Here is a 15,933-nt window from a genome sequence, read left to right as displayed (position 1 = left end):
TGTCCCCGTCACGGGCACACATCGGTTATTTTTTTTCCCTCAACGATACGCAAGACCGTCACCGCTGTCTTTGACCCTCCCTTTTCTTCTTTGATTTTCATCCTCTCCCAAAACAAAGTTTAAGCCAAGAGCATGCAAAGAGAAAGCAAAATTCTTTTTAAGAGCACCGCAGCTATCCTTTTCACGTTCGCACAGATTTTGGGGATCAGTGCGCGAAGTTGCAATTAGATCAACATAGGAGACTTCATCATGAACTTGAAAAAGATGCGCCGCCAATCACGTCGGGAATACAGCTATGACCCGCATATACTTGCGCGTAAATTCCAAAAAAGCGGGTTGTGGGAAGAAAGCGAGGAAGAAATTGAAGCGGCCCTTAAAGCAGCGCGCGAACGCGACCTGCTCCTAAATTGGGTTCGCCGTGAAATGCGGCGGCGTCTCACGAAAAAAGAACGCCGTTATTTAGAGGCGCGTTATCTTAGTAACCAGTCTGTAGCGGCCTTGGCGCAACGGTACGACGTCCATCTCTCCACAGTATACCGCACGATCCGTAGTGCTATCCGCAAATTAAAACAAGCAGCACAAGAAAGCAATTCGGACACACCGGAAGATGCACTCGTGGTTGAGGTCATCAAAAGGAAATACCTCTAAGGTTGGGCGGCCGTACGACCTAAACAGACTGTGCGGACATTTATTCTTTAGATAAAAGCGCGTCGAAATAGGCAATGGTATGCTTCAGACCGTCACGGAGTGCAATGGTTGGCTGCCACTGCAATTTTTCTTTCGCCAAACTAATGTCCGGACGCCGTCGGGTAGGATCATTTTCCGGCAAAGGATGAAAGGTTATTTTCGAAGAGGAGCCCGTTAGTTCTATCACGAGTTTAGCCAATTCCAAAATGGTGAACTCTTCGGGGTTGCCGAGGTTTACGGGCCCGTTGAAATCATCGCAATTCATCATGGCCAAAATACCTTTGACCAAATCATCAATATAACAGAAGGATCGGGTTTGATCGCCTTCGCCATAAATACTTATGGGCGCGTTTTTGAGGGCTTGCACCACGAAGTTGCTGACGACCCGCCCATCGTTGACCAACATGCGCGGACCATAGGTGTTGAAAATACGGATGACCCGAATATCTACCTTGTTCTGGGAGTAATAATCGAAGAAAAGGGACTCGGCGACGCGTTTCCCTTCATCATAACAACTGCGCGGCCCCACAGGATTAACATAGCCCCAATAGCTTTCTACTTGCGGGTGGACTGTGGGGTCGCCATAGACTTCTGAGGTAGAGGCCTGCAAAACCCGAGCATTCACACGCTTGGCCAGACCAAGCATGTTCAGCGCGCCCATGACATTGGTCTTGATCGTTTTCACAGGATTATATTGGTAGTGTACGGGCGAGGCGGGACACGCAAAATTAAAAATACGATCCGTTTCCAAGGTAATGGGATTGACAATGTCATGACGCACCAGTTCGAAGCGTTTATTGTCTAGGAGATGATCGATATTCATTTTTCGACCGGTAAAAAAGTTGTCTAGGCAAAGTACTTCTTCGCCCCGATCCAACAAGGCTTCACATAAATGGGAGCCGATGAAACCGGCGCCTCCCGTAACCAAATTCACATGGGTCATAACAACTGCTCCTTCTTTGCCCAATTAGGTTTCTATGCTGTTTTTTCCGCGTATTGCCCGCGGCCGCGCCGCAACAGGAATACGGTCATCATAGTGTATCATGATTGGCTCGCGGAATCGGTGCCGCTTCACAGCTAAGCTTCGAGGTGAAGGTTATACCCGGGAATGCCCGTATTTCCATGCTAGGAATCTTTGAACAAAGCCTCCGGTGCCTCTTTGGAAAAACATATCCGCCGCCGCTCCACCGGCTGAGCGAAGAAATCGACTATAATAGAATTGGTCACGCTTCTCGGCGTGCCGCCTGTGGCATGCAACAAGGGCGTGACAAAAAGTCGCCGTAACCTTTATAAAAAGCGGCGCTTCATACCGTTTGAAATCCGCAACAGAAAGAGACAGTTATGAAAAGAATCCTGCGCAAGTTGCTCTGCTTCTTATTGGTTGTCTTTCTTGTTCTGATTATCGGCAGTTTCTCATTCCTCTATTGGTATGTATGGCGCGGCTCCGACGTATTCGCCGGTTATGGCGCGAAATTGATTGCCTCCGGTGTGTTTGTTGCAGGCCGCACGCCGGAGTCCGTGAGAGAACAGGAGCTTGCCTTACTGGTGCCTCTACGATATAGGGTCAATTGGGAGGAGAAAACGGTCACCGCTTGGATTTTTAAAAAATATGCGAAGACCGCTGTCTATCGTGAAGGGCTGGGTGTTGCCGTGGCGCAAGATGCAGACATTGGATCGCTGCAGGCCCAGGCGCGGCCCACGTTGATCCGACCTCGGCCGGATACTGCCGACTTGCCCTGGCCCGTGGGCGATACGCCTTCGAGCAAGGAAAAACGAGTCGGAGTCGATTATGCGAAATTAGAGGCGCTCATGGATGATATGTTCCAACTGCCCGCCGGTTTCCTGAAAAGTCATACCCGTGCATTTCTTGTCGTCTACGACGATGAAATTGTGGCGGAGCGCTATGCTGAAGGCTTTGATGCCGATCAACGTTTTGCAGCGTGGTCTGCCACAAAAAGCGTCTTCCATGCACTCTATGGTATTGCCGTGAAAGAAGGGAAACTCTCCATTCAAGAGGGCATCCCTTTTTGGCAAGAGCCGGGCGACGAACGGGCTGCGATCACTATCGATATGGTCCTGCGCATGAGCAGCGGTCTGGATTACAATGAATTTGATTTCATTCCGCCCACCCCGCTGACAACCATGCTTTTCTTAAGTCCGGGCGCAGGCGTCTTTGCCGCAATGCTGCCCCTGAACTATCCGCCTGATACCCATTGGGCATATGCCAGCGCGAGCACCAATCTTTTGTCCCACACCCTGCGTCATATCTATGGCGACGAAGCCTATTATGAACTGCCCTACCGCGGTCTTTTTGAAAAGATCGGTATGAACAGTGCCATACTGGAAGCTGATGCTGCGGGCACCTTTATGGGCTCCTCCTTTATGTACGCTACGGCACGGGATTACGCGCGCTTTGGCTTGCTCTACCTCCATGATGGTGTGTGGCAAGGCGAACGTATCCTGCCTGAGGGCTGGATCGACTATGGGCGCACGCCCACCCCCACTGCGCCAAATGGCAACTATGGCGCCCACTGGTGGTTAGTCCCCGATCTTTCCGCTTCGGGCGCGCCGCGAGAACTAACTGCCGATCCGGCGGAGATCTTTTGGGCTTCCGGTTTCGAGGGACAGTTCATTATTGTGGTTCCGGCACGAAAACTGGTGATTGTAAAACTTTCGCTTGATCTCAAAGCCGGAGGACCCCGGGCACTGGTGAAAGAAGTATTGGCGGCATTTCCCGAAGAGGAAAAAGCTGCGCCCTAAATCCCGCATGATCGATTGCTTTTAAAGCCTTGCGCGATTTCTTCTCCACTCGTTACAATTGCATTCATCTATCCTATTTCGATACACTAATTCTTCCGTATGATCCGATCTCTATGTTCGGACACTTATTTCAAGGGGTAATAACATGAATGTCAAACTTCTAATAGGTTTTTTAGTAATCGTTTTGCTGGTCTTCGTCTTGCCGATCGTGGTTGGCGTTGTCCGCGCTACGACCGCTGGCGGCGAGATGGGCGGACCTCCGCCGGCCGGACCGAAAGCAGCGCCTTTACTGGATGCGGGCAATCTGGCCGGTTCCGTTTGGAATGTAAAAACGCCCGAGATACCCATTGCAATCACGATAACGTTGAATGCCGGCGGTCAGGCTGTCGCTACTGTTCCACCCATGTTTTCGGCTCTTGCGAAAAGTCAAATCGGTACAGACAGACTTACCGGCTCTTGGTCAGTTCAAGGGGACAAACTGAAGGCTTCTGTCGAATTTCAAGGGAAACGATTTGAAGTCGACTGCGATATTATCGGCGACAAACTCTATTACGACAACAAGGAAATCCCGCGGGTTATTTAGCGCTTCCTTCCCTCAGAGACAACACACATGAACACTGCCGAGCACGAGGCACTTCAAAAAGAAACGCGTCTCATCGCATTGCTGAAAGAATATGGCACTGTTGCCGTCGCTTATTCGGGCGGTGTGGATTCTACCTATTTGGGAGCGTTGGCTCACAAGACCTTAGCTTCACAAGCCCATTTCTACATTGCAGACACGCCGCTCATCCCGCGCCAAGAACTGGAAGAAGCCTTAAATTTTGCGCACCAACAGCAGTGGCAGATTGAAGTTTTCCACTTTGACGCTTTGGAAGACCAACGGTTTCTGCGCAACGACGAACTCCGCTGCTATTATTGTAAACAATCCTTATTTCGTGTTCTTGCCGAGATCGGAAAGGGCAAAGGGATTTCAGTGCTGTTGCACGGTGAAAATGCGGAGGATCGTGACGATCTGACACGGGTAGGTATGCGCGCCGCTGAAGAAGCCGGGATTCTCGCGCCCTTGGCGGAAGTCGGCTTTCGCAAAGAAGAAATCCGTATGCGCAGCCGTGCGCATGGGCTGCCCACGTCAGAAAAGGCGGCCTTTGCCTGCCTCGCCACCCGTCTGCCCAAAGATACGCCCATCACCCGTGATCTTCTCCACACCATCGAATCGACGGAAGCATTGCTGCGCGATCTTGGCTGTCGTCAATATCGCGTCCGTCATCACGGAGACCTTTGCCGTATAGAGGTCGATCCCCAAGACATGGCACTTCTGATTCAGCCCGATCACCGCCTCCGTATTCTGCGCCATTTTCGACAGCTGGGCTATCAACATATCACCTTGGATCTCGCCGGCTATGAGAGCAGCGGCAAAAAAATACTTGGCTGATTATGCCCATTAGAAAGGCTTAGCAATGACGCGGAGAAGCGATCCTGCTTGCACAATACTCCCATGGACTCATCAGCTTCTCTGCTTCCAAAAAAAGCGCTTTCCCTTGTTGTAATCACCCCGTAAAAAGTGTTACCGTTTATTTAATTCCAAGAAGCGTTTTTCTTGGCTGTAACCTAAACTTTTGAGGACACGATAGCGTGTCCCTCCCCGGCCGGATGCACAAGAATAGCCCTATTTCTTCCCACCTTAGCGGGGTAAGGAATTGCATTGAAACGTACTTCAACACGACCGGAGTCCTAACCAATAGAAACCAACAACACTTTCGACGAAAGGCAACCCGGCATGGCAGCATTTTCGGAACATACCTCCCCTTCCATGAACACTGTTGCGGAAGATATTGCTCAATTAAAACGCATGAGAAATGCGATCGTTCTCGCCCATAATTATACGCTGGGAGAAGTTCAGGATATAGCTGACTTTTCCGGAGACAGCCTGGGGCTTTCCCGTCGGGCTGCTTCGACCGATGCCGATATCATCGTTTTTTGCGGCGTCCATTTCATGGCGGAAACAGCAGCGATTCTTTCACCACACAAAAAGGTGCTTATGCCTGACAGCAACGCGGGCTGTCCCATGGCCAACATGGTAACGCCTCGTGAGCTGGCAGAAATGAAAGCGCAACATCCCGATGCTATTGTGGTCACTTATGTCAATTCCTCAGCAGCCATCAAGGCCATGAGCGATATATGCTGCACCTCTTCCAATGCTTTGGATATTGTGCGGCGCATTCCCGAAGACCGAGAAATCCTTTTTGTTCCCGATCGCAATCTGGGTCATTATACGGGCAAAATGCTGAACCGTGACATTATTTTATGGAAGGGTTTTTGCCCCACCCATGAACGCATCTTACCCGAGCATGTAGCAGCTGTGCAGCAGGAGCATCCCGAAGCTTTATTTGTAGCCCATCCCGAGTGCCGACCGCAGGTGCTTGATATGGCCGACGCTGTTGCCAGTACCACGGGCATGCTCGACTTTTGCGCGCAGAATCCTGCACGCGAATTTATCATCGGCACAGAAATCGGTTTATTGCATCGGCTCCGTGCCGATAATCCGGACAAGATCTTTTATCCTGCGTCAACCATAGCCGATTGCCCAAACATGAAACTTGCGACACTGACCAAATTGAAATGGTGTCTTGAAGAGTTGTCCGGAGAAATCGTCGTCGATGCAGCTATTGCGGAACAAGCACGTAAACCGATAGAACGCATGTTGGATGATGTTCTCTTGGATCGTTTTTTAAAGGACGCATAATAGAGCCCGGAGCCGGAGCTTTCTCCGTAAAAATGCCCCTGTTCCGGTTGTACTATCCCATAGAACGATTGGATCTTTGGAGCAGCGCCGTCTGTTCCCGACCGGAAGGAAAGCGCCCATGAAGAAAGCAATGAACCGACGAAGTTTTATGAAACGAGCCTCCGTGGCATTGGCAGCGCCTTTGATTGTGCCTGCATCCGCCTTAGGCCGTGATGGCACCATCGCCCCTTCAGAACGCATTACGGCGGCAGGCATCGGTATCCGCGGCCGGGGTATGCATGATCTGCATTGGATGATGCGCAACCCGGATGTGCAATTTTTAGCCATCTGTGATGTGCAGAGAAAGCAGCGTCGCGCCGTCAAAAGTGAGGTGGATAATTTCTACGGCAACCAAGATTGCGCCATGTATTCGGACATGCGTGATTTTTTCGCCGAGCGCCCGGATATTGATGCGGTGTTGATCGCGACGGGCGATCGTTGGCACGCCCAAGCCTCGATCCGCGCCATGCGCGCGGGCAAAGATGTATACACGGAAAAACCTTCTACCATGACCATTGCCGAGGGGCGGGCTGTGGTGCAAACGGCGGCGACTTACGGGCGCGTATACCAAACCGGAACCCAACGGTTGAGTGAGGCAAACCATGTTTTTTGTATTGAGATGGCACGCACGGGCCGGCTGGGAAAAGTAGACACGGCCTATGCCCATATTGCGCCTTGGGATTCCGCGAAAATGCCGCGGCAGTGGAAGGAAGCTGAACCTGAACCGCCCAAAGATGAGGTGGACTGGGACGCTTGGTTGGGACCGTGTCCGTGGCGGCCCTTTAATGCCGCCTATATAAGAGGTGAGTGGCGCGACGATTATGATTTCCACACCAGCTGTATTGGTGAATGGGGCGCGCACACCTTCGCCCAAGCACAAATGGGCATTCATATGGGCGAAAGCTCGCCGATCCGTTACAGCTATGTGGACAATGACAGCGGCGATGGTATGGTCTGCCATTTTGCCACCGGACAAAAGCTGATCTTTTCGCGAGGCGACCAGTATTGGCACGGCTCCTGTGGTGAATTGTTTGACGGCGAACGGGGTTGGGTCGCTGCCGCCGACGGCTATTCTCGGCCTGATGTATCCTCTCCGGAATTGCTGCAGGAATTTGACGAAGTGGTAGGTGATTATCAAGCGCGAACCGGTCGCGCCCTCGATCACATGCGCAACTTCTTGGACTGTGTAAAATCGAGACAAGAACCGGTAGCCAACCCGCGCGTTATGCATCACTCCATGTGCACGGTCCACGCAGCAAATATCTGCATGTGGCTTCAGCGCGATTTGAACTACGATCCCGAAGCGGAACGCTTTATTGATGATGATGAGGCGAACCGGTATCTGTCGCGAGCCGAACGCGCTCCCTGGACCCTCTAATACAGGCGCTGTGCCGCAACTAAGAAAGGAACCTACTATGCGTACGCATTTTATACTGAGCTTGATCCTTTTTGCCGTGGTTGGCGCCGACTACGCTGCCACTGACCCCTTAACGATCCTCCAATCGGATGCCTCTCAATTTGAGAAACTGGACGCCTGCCGGCTCCTCGCCACTTCCGGAACTACCGAAGCCATCCCTGTTTTGGAAGCTTTGCTCACCGATGAAATCTTTTCGGATATGGCGCGCTACGCCTTGGAACCCATGCCCGACGCTGAAGCGGGCGCCGCATTGCGTCGCGCGCTACCTCTCACTTCAGACCGGCTCAGGGCGGGTGTCGTCGCCTCTTTGGGTGTTCGCCGCGACCGTGACGGGCTCTTCGAAATCATCCCTTTACTGGACAGCGATACAGAGGCTGAGGTCGTCCGCGAGGCGGCGGCGCGCAGCCTCGGCCGCATCGCTGCGCCTGCAGGTATCGCCGTCTTATGGGAAACGGCAGGGCGTAAGGATCTCTCCTTTGCACTGCAAAGCGCCTTAGCCGACGGTCTTTTCTTTGCCGCAGAAGCCTTAATCGAGCAGGGCAAAGGTCAAGATGCGCGACTTATTTATAATCGTGTCTTCAGCTTAAAAGCATTTCCTATAACGACGCGCGCCGCTGCCTTGCGGGGCGTACTGCTCAGCTATGGCGCTGCACCGCGCGGACTGGCGCGTTTACGAAAAGTCCTGCGATCGGAAGAACCTGCTTTCTTTGCTGCGGGTCTGCGTGCTGCCCAAGAAATGAAACAGAAAAAAGTTGTTGCCCAACTCTTAGCGAGGCTGCTGCCCCAACTGCCCGCCGATCGCAAAGAAGCGGTCATTGCCGTATTGGGCGAAATCGGACAAAAGACGGCAGGAACTGCTTTATTGAAAGAGGCGGAAGAAGGCGCTACGGTGCTGCGTGTGGCAGCGATCGATGCCGCTGTACGAATCGCCTATAAACCTGTGCTCCCCTTATTGGCTGATCTCATCAATGACGAGGACGCCGATCTTGCCCGCGCCGCACGGAACGGCATCGCCTATTTCCCGAAGAACAGAGGGAATGCCACGCTGCGCGCCTTGTTGGATAGTGAGGACGTGGTGGAACGCCAAATCGCCGTGGAATTGCTGGGTAAAGGCGGACTCCCCACGCCGGCGGCATTACTCCTGGAGATAGCCGAAAATGATGCGGACGAGGGCGTTCGGCTGACAGCACTGAAAGGACTCCGCCCTTACATTGATCTTCCTCATGCGGAACAATTGCTGCGCCATTTAAAAGAAGCGCGTTCCGAAGGGGAAAGAAATGCCGCTGAAGAAGGACTGCGCCAACTCTGTGAACAAAAGAAGAATTTTGACAATGTCACCTTGGAAATAACCCAAGCTGTCTACGGCGATCTGTCGTCCGGGCCGCAAAAAGACGTGACCGAATAGTTTCAACAACTGCTTGAGTCCGGCGTGGGTGCGTTGGATGCCAATAATGCCAACTTTGGCGACACGGCTCCCGATGTACCGAAACAACTGCAAGTGGATTACCTCATTGACGGCGCCCCTGCGCGCCAACTCCTGGCCGAGGGACAGGTCTTTCTTCGTCCCGGTGCTGAAACGATTCCTGCTTTGGTGGATCCCCTTTGTGCCGAACTCAGCCAAAATGACAGCGAAGTTCAACTTGCGCTGCTGCGGCTCTTGACTGTCACGGCAAGCCGCAAAGCCTTTGATGCCGTGCTGGCATTGACAATCTCCGAAAATGAGGCGCTGCAGGAAGCTGCGCGGCGTGCAATAGCGGATTGGCCCGATGGTATCGCCTTGCCTGTACTGATGGACTGGATCAAAGACCCCGGCCTTGCCCCTTTACGAGCCCGCACATTCCGAGGTGCCGTGCGCTTGCTGATGCTGGGACAGAATGATCCTGAAGGTCTTTGCAGCAGCTACGCGGAACTGGTGAAACAGTCTGTGTCTTCAGAAGAACGGAAGCTTATCCTGAGCGGTCTGTCAAAAGTAGGGCATGCCTGCGCGCTGATGCTGACGCTGGATCTGTTGAACGACGAAACAATCCGGGATGAAGCACTGCAAGCGGCGACCACCATCGCTCCCAAGCTGCGTTCGACCCCAGCTGATTTGGAAGCTTTGGAGCGGGCAAGGGCGATCATAAAACTGCCGGAATCCTAAGCAGTCCGCAGATCAGCATACTTATATTTTTTTGCGATTGCCAAATTTCCACGTGTATTGCACGGTGAATTCATCTTCGCGAAGAGAGATCTTGCTGCCTTTGCCGACCAGTGAAAATAAATCGCCTTTACCGTTATCGGTCAAGGTATTTTCAAAGCTGTGGGTATATGCAAAATGAATTTCTGATTGCTCAGTAATTCTAAAGGATGCCCCTACAGCCGCAGAATTTTCTGTAATGGCCGGGAACAAAGCATTGGCGAAAACATGCCGTCTGTCAATGGGTGACTCGGCATGAGAAAATCCCGCACGTAAAGTCCAGCGCGACGGCGTGGTCCACGTCATTCCCAGCTTGATAATGTGCTGGTCTTTCCAGCCGAAACCGCCGCGTATGGGAGAGACGCCGATCTGACCGATGCCGGTCCAATCGATCCATTTATAATCAATCGCCGCCTGCAGCTGCGGTGTAATGGCATAGGCGAAGCCCGTCTGTACCATTTGCGGCAGATCCATCGATTCAAAGAATAAATCCTTATAATCTTTAAATTCAGTCAGCCATTGGCGCGACGTGTAGGTCAATCCATAGGACAGCCGATCCCAACGTTTATAGGCGCCAATAGAAAAGCCCGCGCCATAAGCGTCATCCCAATGGTTGTTGCCCCGTGTCGTTGAAAAACTCAAGGTGAGCATGTCTGACTTAAACATGGAATAGTTCAAATGGGGCGCAAAGGCAAGGGTCCATCCTGAATCTCCCAAACGATGGGCATAGGCAAAGACCAACTGGGCAACACTGTATTCGGTGCGCCGATCACCGTTTTGTAAAAAGAGACGGGGCAATATGGCGCGTGACGCTTTATATTCCACGCCCATGCCGCTGACTCCATACAAGCCAATCCCCCAAGCCGATCTTCCATGTTCCAATCGATGGCTGTACCCCATGGATGGGATCATAAACATGCCGTTGTCGCTCATGTTACCGGCAAATGAATTTCCGAAAAGGCCACGGGGACGGTTGTGGCGCTCCGGCGCAAAGAGTTCAAAGCTCACGTCGAGGCGCGTATCTAAATCAATGATCGCCGCGGGATTGAGAAGAACCCAGGTACTATCGGCGGGACTAGCTACGCCCGCACCGGCGGTACCTTGTTGGACTGCGCCGATACCGGTCAACTGTGTTCCGTCGGTTGCATGAAGAAGCGGTGTAAGGCTGAGCACGGTTATTACGGTCAGCGCGTGGATCAGGGTATGATTGCTGTTTGTTCGCATAAATCTATTTGCCTATTATGTTTATCGGTTATCTATGGGAAAAGTGCGCACAGTATACCTGAATAATCGTAGCGATTCCTACTTTATTCCGGGATAAAGCCTTAAAACCGGATTCTCGCCGCGCCCAAAATGACACGGGGAGATTGCGGTGTCGTATGTTTTCGCTTCCCTTTTCTCTTTCTCTGTCTGCAACCGTCATGGATGGCGACTCGCTCGGACAGATTAAAGTATTTCTAGTTTTATAGGGTCAGCTCGTGTAAAATGGTGGTGGGACATTATGGACTCCTTTTGGTGTTTAATTAAACCTATTGAACCGAAGATTTCTATAAAGTCTCTTTTTTTGAACAGCTTGCATTTCAACCTTGAATTCGCCTTGAATAATCTCATTGATTACTCCACTGCGCTCATGGCAAAATAGAGTCCCACCTTGACCTTCCTTTTTTTCTGGAAATAGCAAATGACCAATCTGAAAAGTATTCAAAAGAATTGTAAATGCCCCGTCTTTTTAGACGATCTAACGCGCCAGCTTTATGCCACAGACGCCTCCATTTATCAGGTACTCCCATTGGGCGCTGCCTTTCCGCGCAGCCTTGAAGAAACCCAAGAAATTATGAGCGCTTGCGCGGCAGCATCAGTTCCCATGATCCCGCGCGGCGCAGGAAGCGGTCTTGCAGGCGCCGCTTTAGGAGAGGCGCTCATCCTAGATTTTTCCCGATATGCGCAGCGCATCCTTGACTTCAACGCAGAAGCGCGTACGGTTCGTGTGGATGCGGGGGTTGTGTTGGATGAACTGAACGCTTTTCTCCGTCCCCACGGTCTGATTTTCGGACCCGACGTGGCGACAAGTTCACGGGCAACGCTCGGCGGCATGATCGCCAACAACAGCTCGGGAGCCCGTGCCCCTTTTTACGGCACGACCATGGAGCATGTCGATTCTGTGAGGGTGGTATGCAGCGACGGCAGCCTTGCCCTACTCAGTGCTGACTCCGAAGATATGCGTCCGCGCCTTGAGGAGAGCCACGCCCGTATTCTCACTCTTCGCGAAGAGATTGAAAGACGTTTCCACAAAGAAATCCCCAAACGGTGGCCGGGCTATGGACTTGATCGCTACCTGCACAGTCTGGCTGCAGGCAACGCCAATACGGCTCAACTCATCGGCGGCAGCGAAGGCACGCTCTGTTCCATCTACGAGGCGACGTTGCGGCTCGTTCCGTTGACGCCCGCCAGCGGACTGGTTCTGCTCTTTTTTGATTCGATCCGTGATGCTACTGAAGCCACCGCCTCCATCCTGGATCTGGAACCGGTCGGTGTTGAAATTATTGACGACCTCTTGTTCAACCAAACGAAAGGTCAATCTGCTTTCGCCCGCGCCCGCGCCCTGCTCGAACTGGATGACAAGCCTTGCAAGGCGATCCTGCTCGTCGAATTTTACGACCATCAAGAAGACAAAGTGGAAGCGTTGCTTCAGCGTAATTTGGGGATTCGCCGCCATGTATGCAACGGTTCGGAAGAAAAAGATCAAATCTGGAAATTGCGCAAGTCTGGCTTGTCTCTGTTAACGGGCTGTGCCGGACCGGCAAAACCAACAGCAGGCATTGAAGATGTCGCGGTGCCGCCGCACACGCTGCCCGCCTATGTAGACGCGCTGACCGAGACTCTAAAGCGCTTGGGTTTAAAAGCCTCTTTCTATGGACACGCCGCTTCCGGGCTGCTCCATGTTCGCCCTGTGGTAGATTTACATGTGGCCCATGATTTGCAGCGTTATCGTCAACTATCCGACGAAGTCGCCGCCCTTGCCAAGGCTTTCCGCGGCTCTTTGACCGCCGAACATGGCGTGGGCATTGAACATACAGAATACATGCTGGATCAAGTAGGACCTGAACTGCTCGACGCAATGAGTCTTGTGAAAAATGCCTTCGACCCGAAGGATCTCATGAATCCGGGCAAGATCTTTGATAATGGCCGTTGGCGTTTTGATCAAGATTTGCGCCAAGGAGCCGGCAGCACCATTCCCATTCCTTTCGACCCTGTTTTATTGTTCCAAGAGAAAGACCATTCTTTTGTTGGAAATCTCGAACAATGCAACGGCTGCGGCGGCTGTCGAAAAGAAGTACCTACCATGTGCCCCACCTATCAGGCAACGGGCGAAGAATCCATGTCGACTCGAGGGCGCGCCAATATTATCCGTGCCGTATTGGAAGGTCGACTCGATGATCCAGACACGCCCTTGCTCTCTGAGTCTTTAGAGCATGCCCTGAGCAATTGTCTAAGCTGCAAAGCCTGTGCCGTGGAGTGCCCCTCCAATGTGAATCTCGCCCTGCTCAAAGCGGAACTGGTTCATGCCCATCAACGCAAATATGGGGTTCCTCTCTATGCCCGTGTACTCAGCCGTACCGATCTGCTCGGCGTGCTGGGCAGCACCTTCCCGGGATTAACAAACGCGCTGCTGCGCAACGGTCTGTTCAGGACAGTGCTCAAACATTTGGCACGTGTAGCGCCGGAACGCCCCTTGCCCAACTATGTGAAAGACCGTTTTGATCATTGGTTCAAAAAGCGAAAGGTGTCCGGTGTCTTTCCTCGGGGAAGCGTGTTGCTATGGGACGATTGTTTTGCCCGACACAACGAACCGCAGATCGCCCGTGCAGCCGTTACCGTGCTTGAAGCTGCCGGCTACGAGGTTCAGTTATTGGAAGGGCACGCCTGTTGCGGCCGCCCCGCGTTTAGCATGGGCCGTCTTGATCTTGCCCGCCGTTTTGGGAAAAAGAACCTTGCACTCCTGCAGCAAACAGAAGGCCCTTTGATCTTTTTAGAACCCTCCTGTTATGCCATGTTCCGTGAGGACTACAGTGAGCTTGGTTTGGAGGGCGCCCACGATGCTGCCGAACGCTCCATTCTCTTCGAACATTTTATCGAACTGCTTTTAAGAAGAGAGCCGGAGGCACTGTCCTTCAAAGGGGCTTCATCGGGCGTGGCGGTGCACGTCCATTGTCATGCCAAAGCACTGACCGATACTTCCGTGATGTTAGATTTGGGCAGACGCCTGGCAGGCGGTGGAGCATCCTTGCTGGACAGCGGCTGTTGCGGCATGGCAGGCGCATTTGGCGCAATGACCGGAAAATACGCCTTGAGCATGGAGGTGGCTGAGGCTTTAGTGCAGTTGATTGACGCGCTGCCCGGCGATACCAATCTCGTTGCTTCGGGCACAAGCTGCCGGCAGCAGATCACCCATTGTACAGACCGACCTGTGCGTCATTTTGCTGAACTTCTGGCACAAAGCCTGGAACAAAGCTAGGCGGGTTCAAGGTTGAAAGGCAACCGGTTCCCCAAAGAAGACATCACAGAGATCTTCGGTACAATAGTTTTGTTGAAACACTCGAAGGAGCCCATACTGTCCCATCACTATTTACACAAGATGACTGTATAAAACCGGAAACATTAAAAGCCAAGGGTTGAACAACCGGAAAATAGCTCAGACACTCGGGTTTTATAAAAGTAGTATGGGTCGTGAATTGCGCCATACTCGTGTACGCAGTCGCTCGTGTTACGTGTTGCTACGTTCAGCCACAAACGCCCATGCAAGTTTGTCGGGAGACACGCTCATGAAACACACAAACCCTCCATAACAACCGGATCAAAAAACGGGGTGCTTGACACAGGTATGAAGGATTGTTGAGAACCTAAATAATATACCAAGAAAAAGATTTAATTACAGAACTTGATCGAAGTTTTTTTCAGGAAGGGGTTGCAATTCGAGTTTGAACCTGCGCAACCTATCTATTTTCTCCACTGATATCTCAGCTCGTCAGTGTTTAAAAAAGGAGTAATTTATGCGTCCTCCCAACAAAATATCCCTATCAGTATATGTGGGCTGTGCATTATTTCTAATCTTTTCCGTTGCCTTTTTTTATGCTTGGCCTGCGTCCTATCTGTACCCTCTGTTTATGTTCCCAATATTGTTCTATCTCCTATCTTTCTATGATCCACTGGGAGCCGGCCGTTTAATGAGCATTTTGCTATGCCTTCCAGTCTTGGGTCTTTTCCTGCCCGTCACAATTGTTAGAATTCGACTCTATGCGCGCGAGATGTATTTCATTGCTAAAGATATTGAGGCAGAAACTTACGCTGGGAATTTACTTCCTGTGGGATCTCCGGATTCTATTCCCCTACTCTATTTTCATCATTATATTTTGATCTGCTTATCCTCTATTTTTTGTTTTTTTCTTGTCAAGGAATATATAAAAGAGCTTCGGGAAAATAAAAGGCGATATGGCAACTACGACTGGTCTGGCGAGCAAAAAACAAAGGAAACGATGCAGAAAATACCTCTCTCCTTATCTACACGCATAGGAATTATTCTTTTATTACTATTCTGGGCAGTCTATGGAGCTCTGTATTTTTTCTTTGAAACAAATGTTTTCGGAGTTGATATTATTTATTTTGTTTGTTTTATACTTGTTTTTTTTGCATTGGCGGCTTTGTGGAGGGGGTACATCATATTGCAACATCCTTTCACCGCTTTATTTTACGCTATTTTTGGCCTTATGGCAACGTATCATCGAAATAGTATTCTCTACGCCTTGACAAGACACATTAATCCTGCGAACCCAATACCTTCGACCTCTTCTACAGATTTCGGCATTTATCTAAAACAGTATGTGCTTTCGCATAATGAACCGGAGTTCTACGGCAACATCATTTTGTCATGGATACAATCTGAACCCGAGAGGATAGGATATACTCCTTTAATTATAATTACCTTGTTAGTTCTGTGTTGTTTATATTTTTATTTCTTATCTAAAAAATATTCACATTATGGGGCTCCGGAAAATGAAATAGGCTCTGATCAGTGAGAATCTTCGTAATGCTTCAAAGGATTTCATTATGATG

Annotated in this window: 12 protein-coding genes; 10 read left to right on the top strand and 2 right to left on the bottom strand. The window is 51.2% G+C overall.

The genetic code is table 11. From position 1 onward, the window contains the following. The first annotated feature begins 249 nt into the window (after positions 1-249). Positions 250-648: a sigma-70 family RNA polymerase sigma factor gene (locus GX117_04545; GenBank protein NLO32612.1), complete on the top strand. Its 399-nt coding sequence runs from the start codon at positions 250-252 to the stop codon at positions 646-648. Between the two features lie 40 nt (positions 649-688). Here GX117_04545 and GX117_04540 read toward each other — a convergent pair whose 3' ends face one another. After that, positions 689-1,630 (bottom strand): SDR family oxidoreductase, encoded by a 942-nt coding sequence (locus tag GX117_04540; protein ID NLO32611.1) that lies wholly within the window; start codon positions 1,628-1,630, stop codon positions 689-691. 398 nt (positions 1,631-2,028) lie between these two features. On the opposite strand from GX117_04540, the gene GX117_04535 reads away from it, so the two are divergent. The 7 genes from GX117_04535 to GX117_04505 all read left to right on the top strand — a co-directional run bounded on the left by GX117_04535 (position 2,029) and on the right by GX117_04505 (position 9,786). After that, complete coding sequence (locus GX117_04535; protein NLO32610.1) at positions 2,029-3,447, top strand: serine hydrolase; 1,419 nt, start codon at positions 2,029-2,031, stop codon at positions 3,445-3,447. A 145-nt stretch (positions 3,448-3,592) separates the two neighbouring features. Beyond that, a complete protein-coding gene (locus GX117_04530; protein NLO32609.1) occupies positions 3,593-4,030 on the top strand; it encodes a hypothetical protein in 438 nt (145 codons plus the stop codon). Between the two features lie 27 nt (positions 4,031-4,057). Beyond that, complete coding sequence (larE, locus tag GX117_04525) at positions 4,058-4,879, top strand: ATP-dependent sacrificial sulfur transferase LarE (GenBank protein NLO32608.1); 822 nt, start codon at positions 4,058-4,060, stop codon at positions 4,877-4,879. A 378-nt stretch (positions 4,880-5,257) separates the two neighbouring features. Beyond that, positions 5,258-6,190: a quinolinate synthase NadA gene (gene nadA, locus GX117_04520; GenBank protein NLO32607.1), complete on the top strand. Its 933-nt coding sequence runs from the start codon at positions 5,258-5,260 to the stop codon at positions 6,188-6,190. 118 nt (positions 6,191-6,308) lie between these two features. Continuing rightward, positions 6,309-7,607 (top strand): Gfo/Idh/MocA family oxidoreductase, encoded by a 1,299-nt coding sequence (locus tag GX117_04515; protein NLO32606.1) that lies wholly within the window; start codon positions 6,309-6,311, stop codon positions 7,605-7,607. A 37-nt stretch (positions 7,608-7,644) separates the two neighbouring features. Then, positions 7,645-9,051: a HEAT repeat domain-containing protein gene (locus GX117_04510; GenBank protein ID NLO32605.1), complete on the top strand. Its 1,407-nt coding sequence runs from the start codon at positions 7,645-7,647 to the stop codon at positions 9,049-9,051. A 24-nt stretch (positions 9,052-9,075) separates the two neighbouring features. Next, the gene (locus GX117_04505) at positions 9,076-9,786 is read left to right on the top strand and encodes a hypothetical protein (protein ID NLO32604.1); all 711 of its coding nucleotides are present in this window, start codon (positions 9,076-9,078) and stop codon (positions 9,784-9,786) included. A 21-nt stretch (positions 9,787-9,807) separates the two neighbouring features. On the opposite strand, the gene GX117_04500 is transcribed toward GX117_04505, so the two are convergent. Next, positions 9,808-11,046, bottom strand: coding sequence for a hypothetical protein (locus GX117_04500; GenBank protein ID NLO32603.1), 1,239 nt, complete (start codon positions 11,044-11,046; stop codon positions 9,808-9,810). Positions 11,047-11,503: 457 nt separating this feature from the next. On the opposite strand from GX117_04500, the gene GX117_04495 reads away from it, so the two are divergent. Then, a complete protein-coding gene (locus GX117_04495; GenBank protein NLO32602.1) occupies positions 11,504-14,338 on the top strand; it encodes an FAD-binding protein in 2,835 nt (944 codons plus the stop codon). A gap of 535 nt (positions 14,339-14,873) precedes the next feature. Then, on the top strand, positions 14,874-15,896 hold the full coding sequence (locus GX117_04490) for a hypothetical protein (GenBank protein ID NLO32601.1): 1,023 nt from the start codon (positions 14,874-14,876) through the stop codon (positions 15,894-15,896). Positions 15,897-15,933 lie beyond the last annotated feature (37 nt).

The organism is Candidatus Hydrogenedentota bacterium (assembly GCA_012523015.1).
Taxonomy (GTDB): domain Bacteria; phylum Hydrogenedentota; class Hydrogenedentia; order Hydrogenedentales; family CAITNO01; genus JAAYBJ01.
The sequence above is the reverse complement of the archived record's forward strand: the minus strand, read 5'-3'. Positions and strand labels throughout refer to the sequence as shown.

Bases quoted from the DNA above. Each gene is read 5' to 3' on its own strand.
- GX117_04545 (NLO32612.1), top strand. From the start codon at position 250: ATGAACTTGAAAAAGATGCGCCGCCAATCACGTCGGGAATACAGCTAT.
- GX117_04540 (NLO32611.1), bottom strand. From the start codon at position 1,630: ATGACCCATGTGAATTTGGTTACGGGAGGCGCCGGTTTCATCGGCTCC.
- GX117_04535 (NLO32610.1), top strand. From the start codon at position 2,029: ATGAAAAGAATCCTGCGCAAGTTGCTCTGCTTCTTATTGGTTGTCTTT.
- GX117_04530 (NLO32609.1), top strand. From the start codon at position 3,593: ATGAATGTCAAACTTCTAATAGGTTTTTTAGTAATCGTTTTGCTGGTC.
- larE (NLO32608.1), top strand. From the start codon at position 4,058: ATGAACACTGCCGAGCACGAGGCACTTCAAAAAGAAACGCGTCTCATC.
- nadA (NLO32607.1), top strand. From the start codon at position 5,258: ATGAACACTGTTGCGGAAGATATTGCTCAATTAAAACGCATGAGAAAT.
- GX117_04515 (NLO32606.1), top strand. From the start codon at position 6,309: ATGAAGAAAGCAATGAACCGACGAAGTTTTATGAAACGAGCCTCCGTG.
- GX117_04510 (NLO32605.1), top strand. From the start codon at position 7,645: ATGCGTACGCATTTTATACTGAGCTTGATCCTTTTTGCCGTGGTTGGC.
- GX117_04500 (NLO32603.1), bottom strand. From the start codon at position 11,046: ATGCGAACAAACAGCAATCATACCCTGATCCACGCGCTGACCGTAATA.
- GX117_04495 (NLO32602.1), top strand. From the start codon at position 11,504: ATGACCAATCTGAAAAGTATTCAAAAGAATTGTAAATGCCCCGTCTTT.
- GX117_04490 (NLO32601.1), top strand. From the start codon at position 14,874: ATGCGTCCTCCCAACAAAATATCCCTATCAGTATATGTGGGCTGTGCA.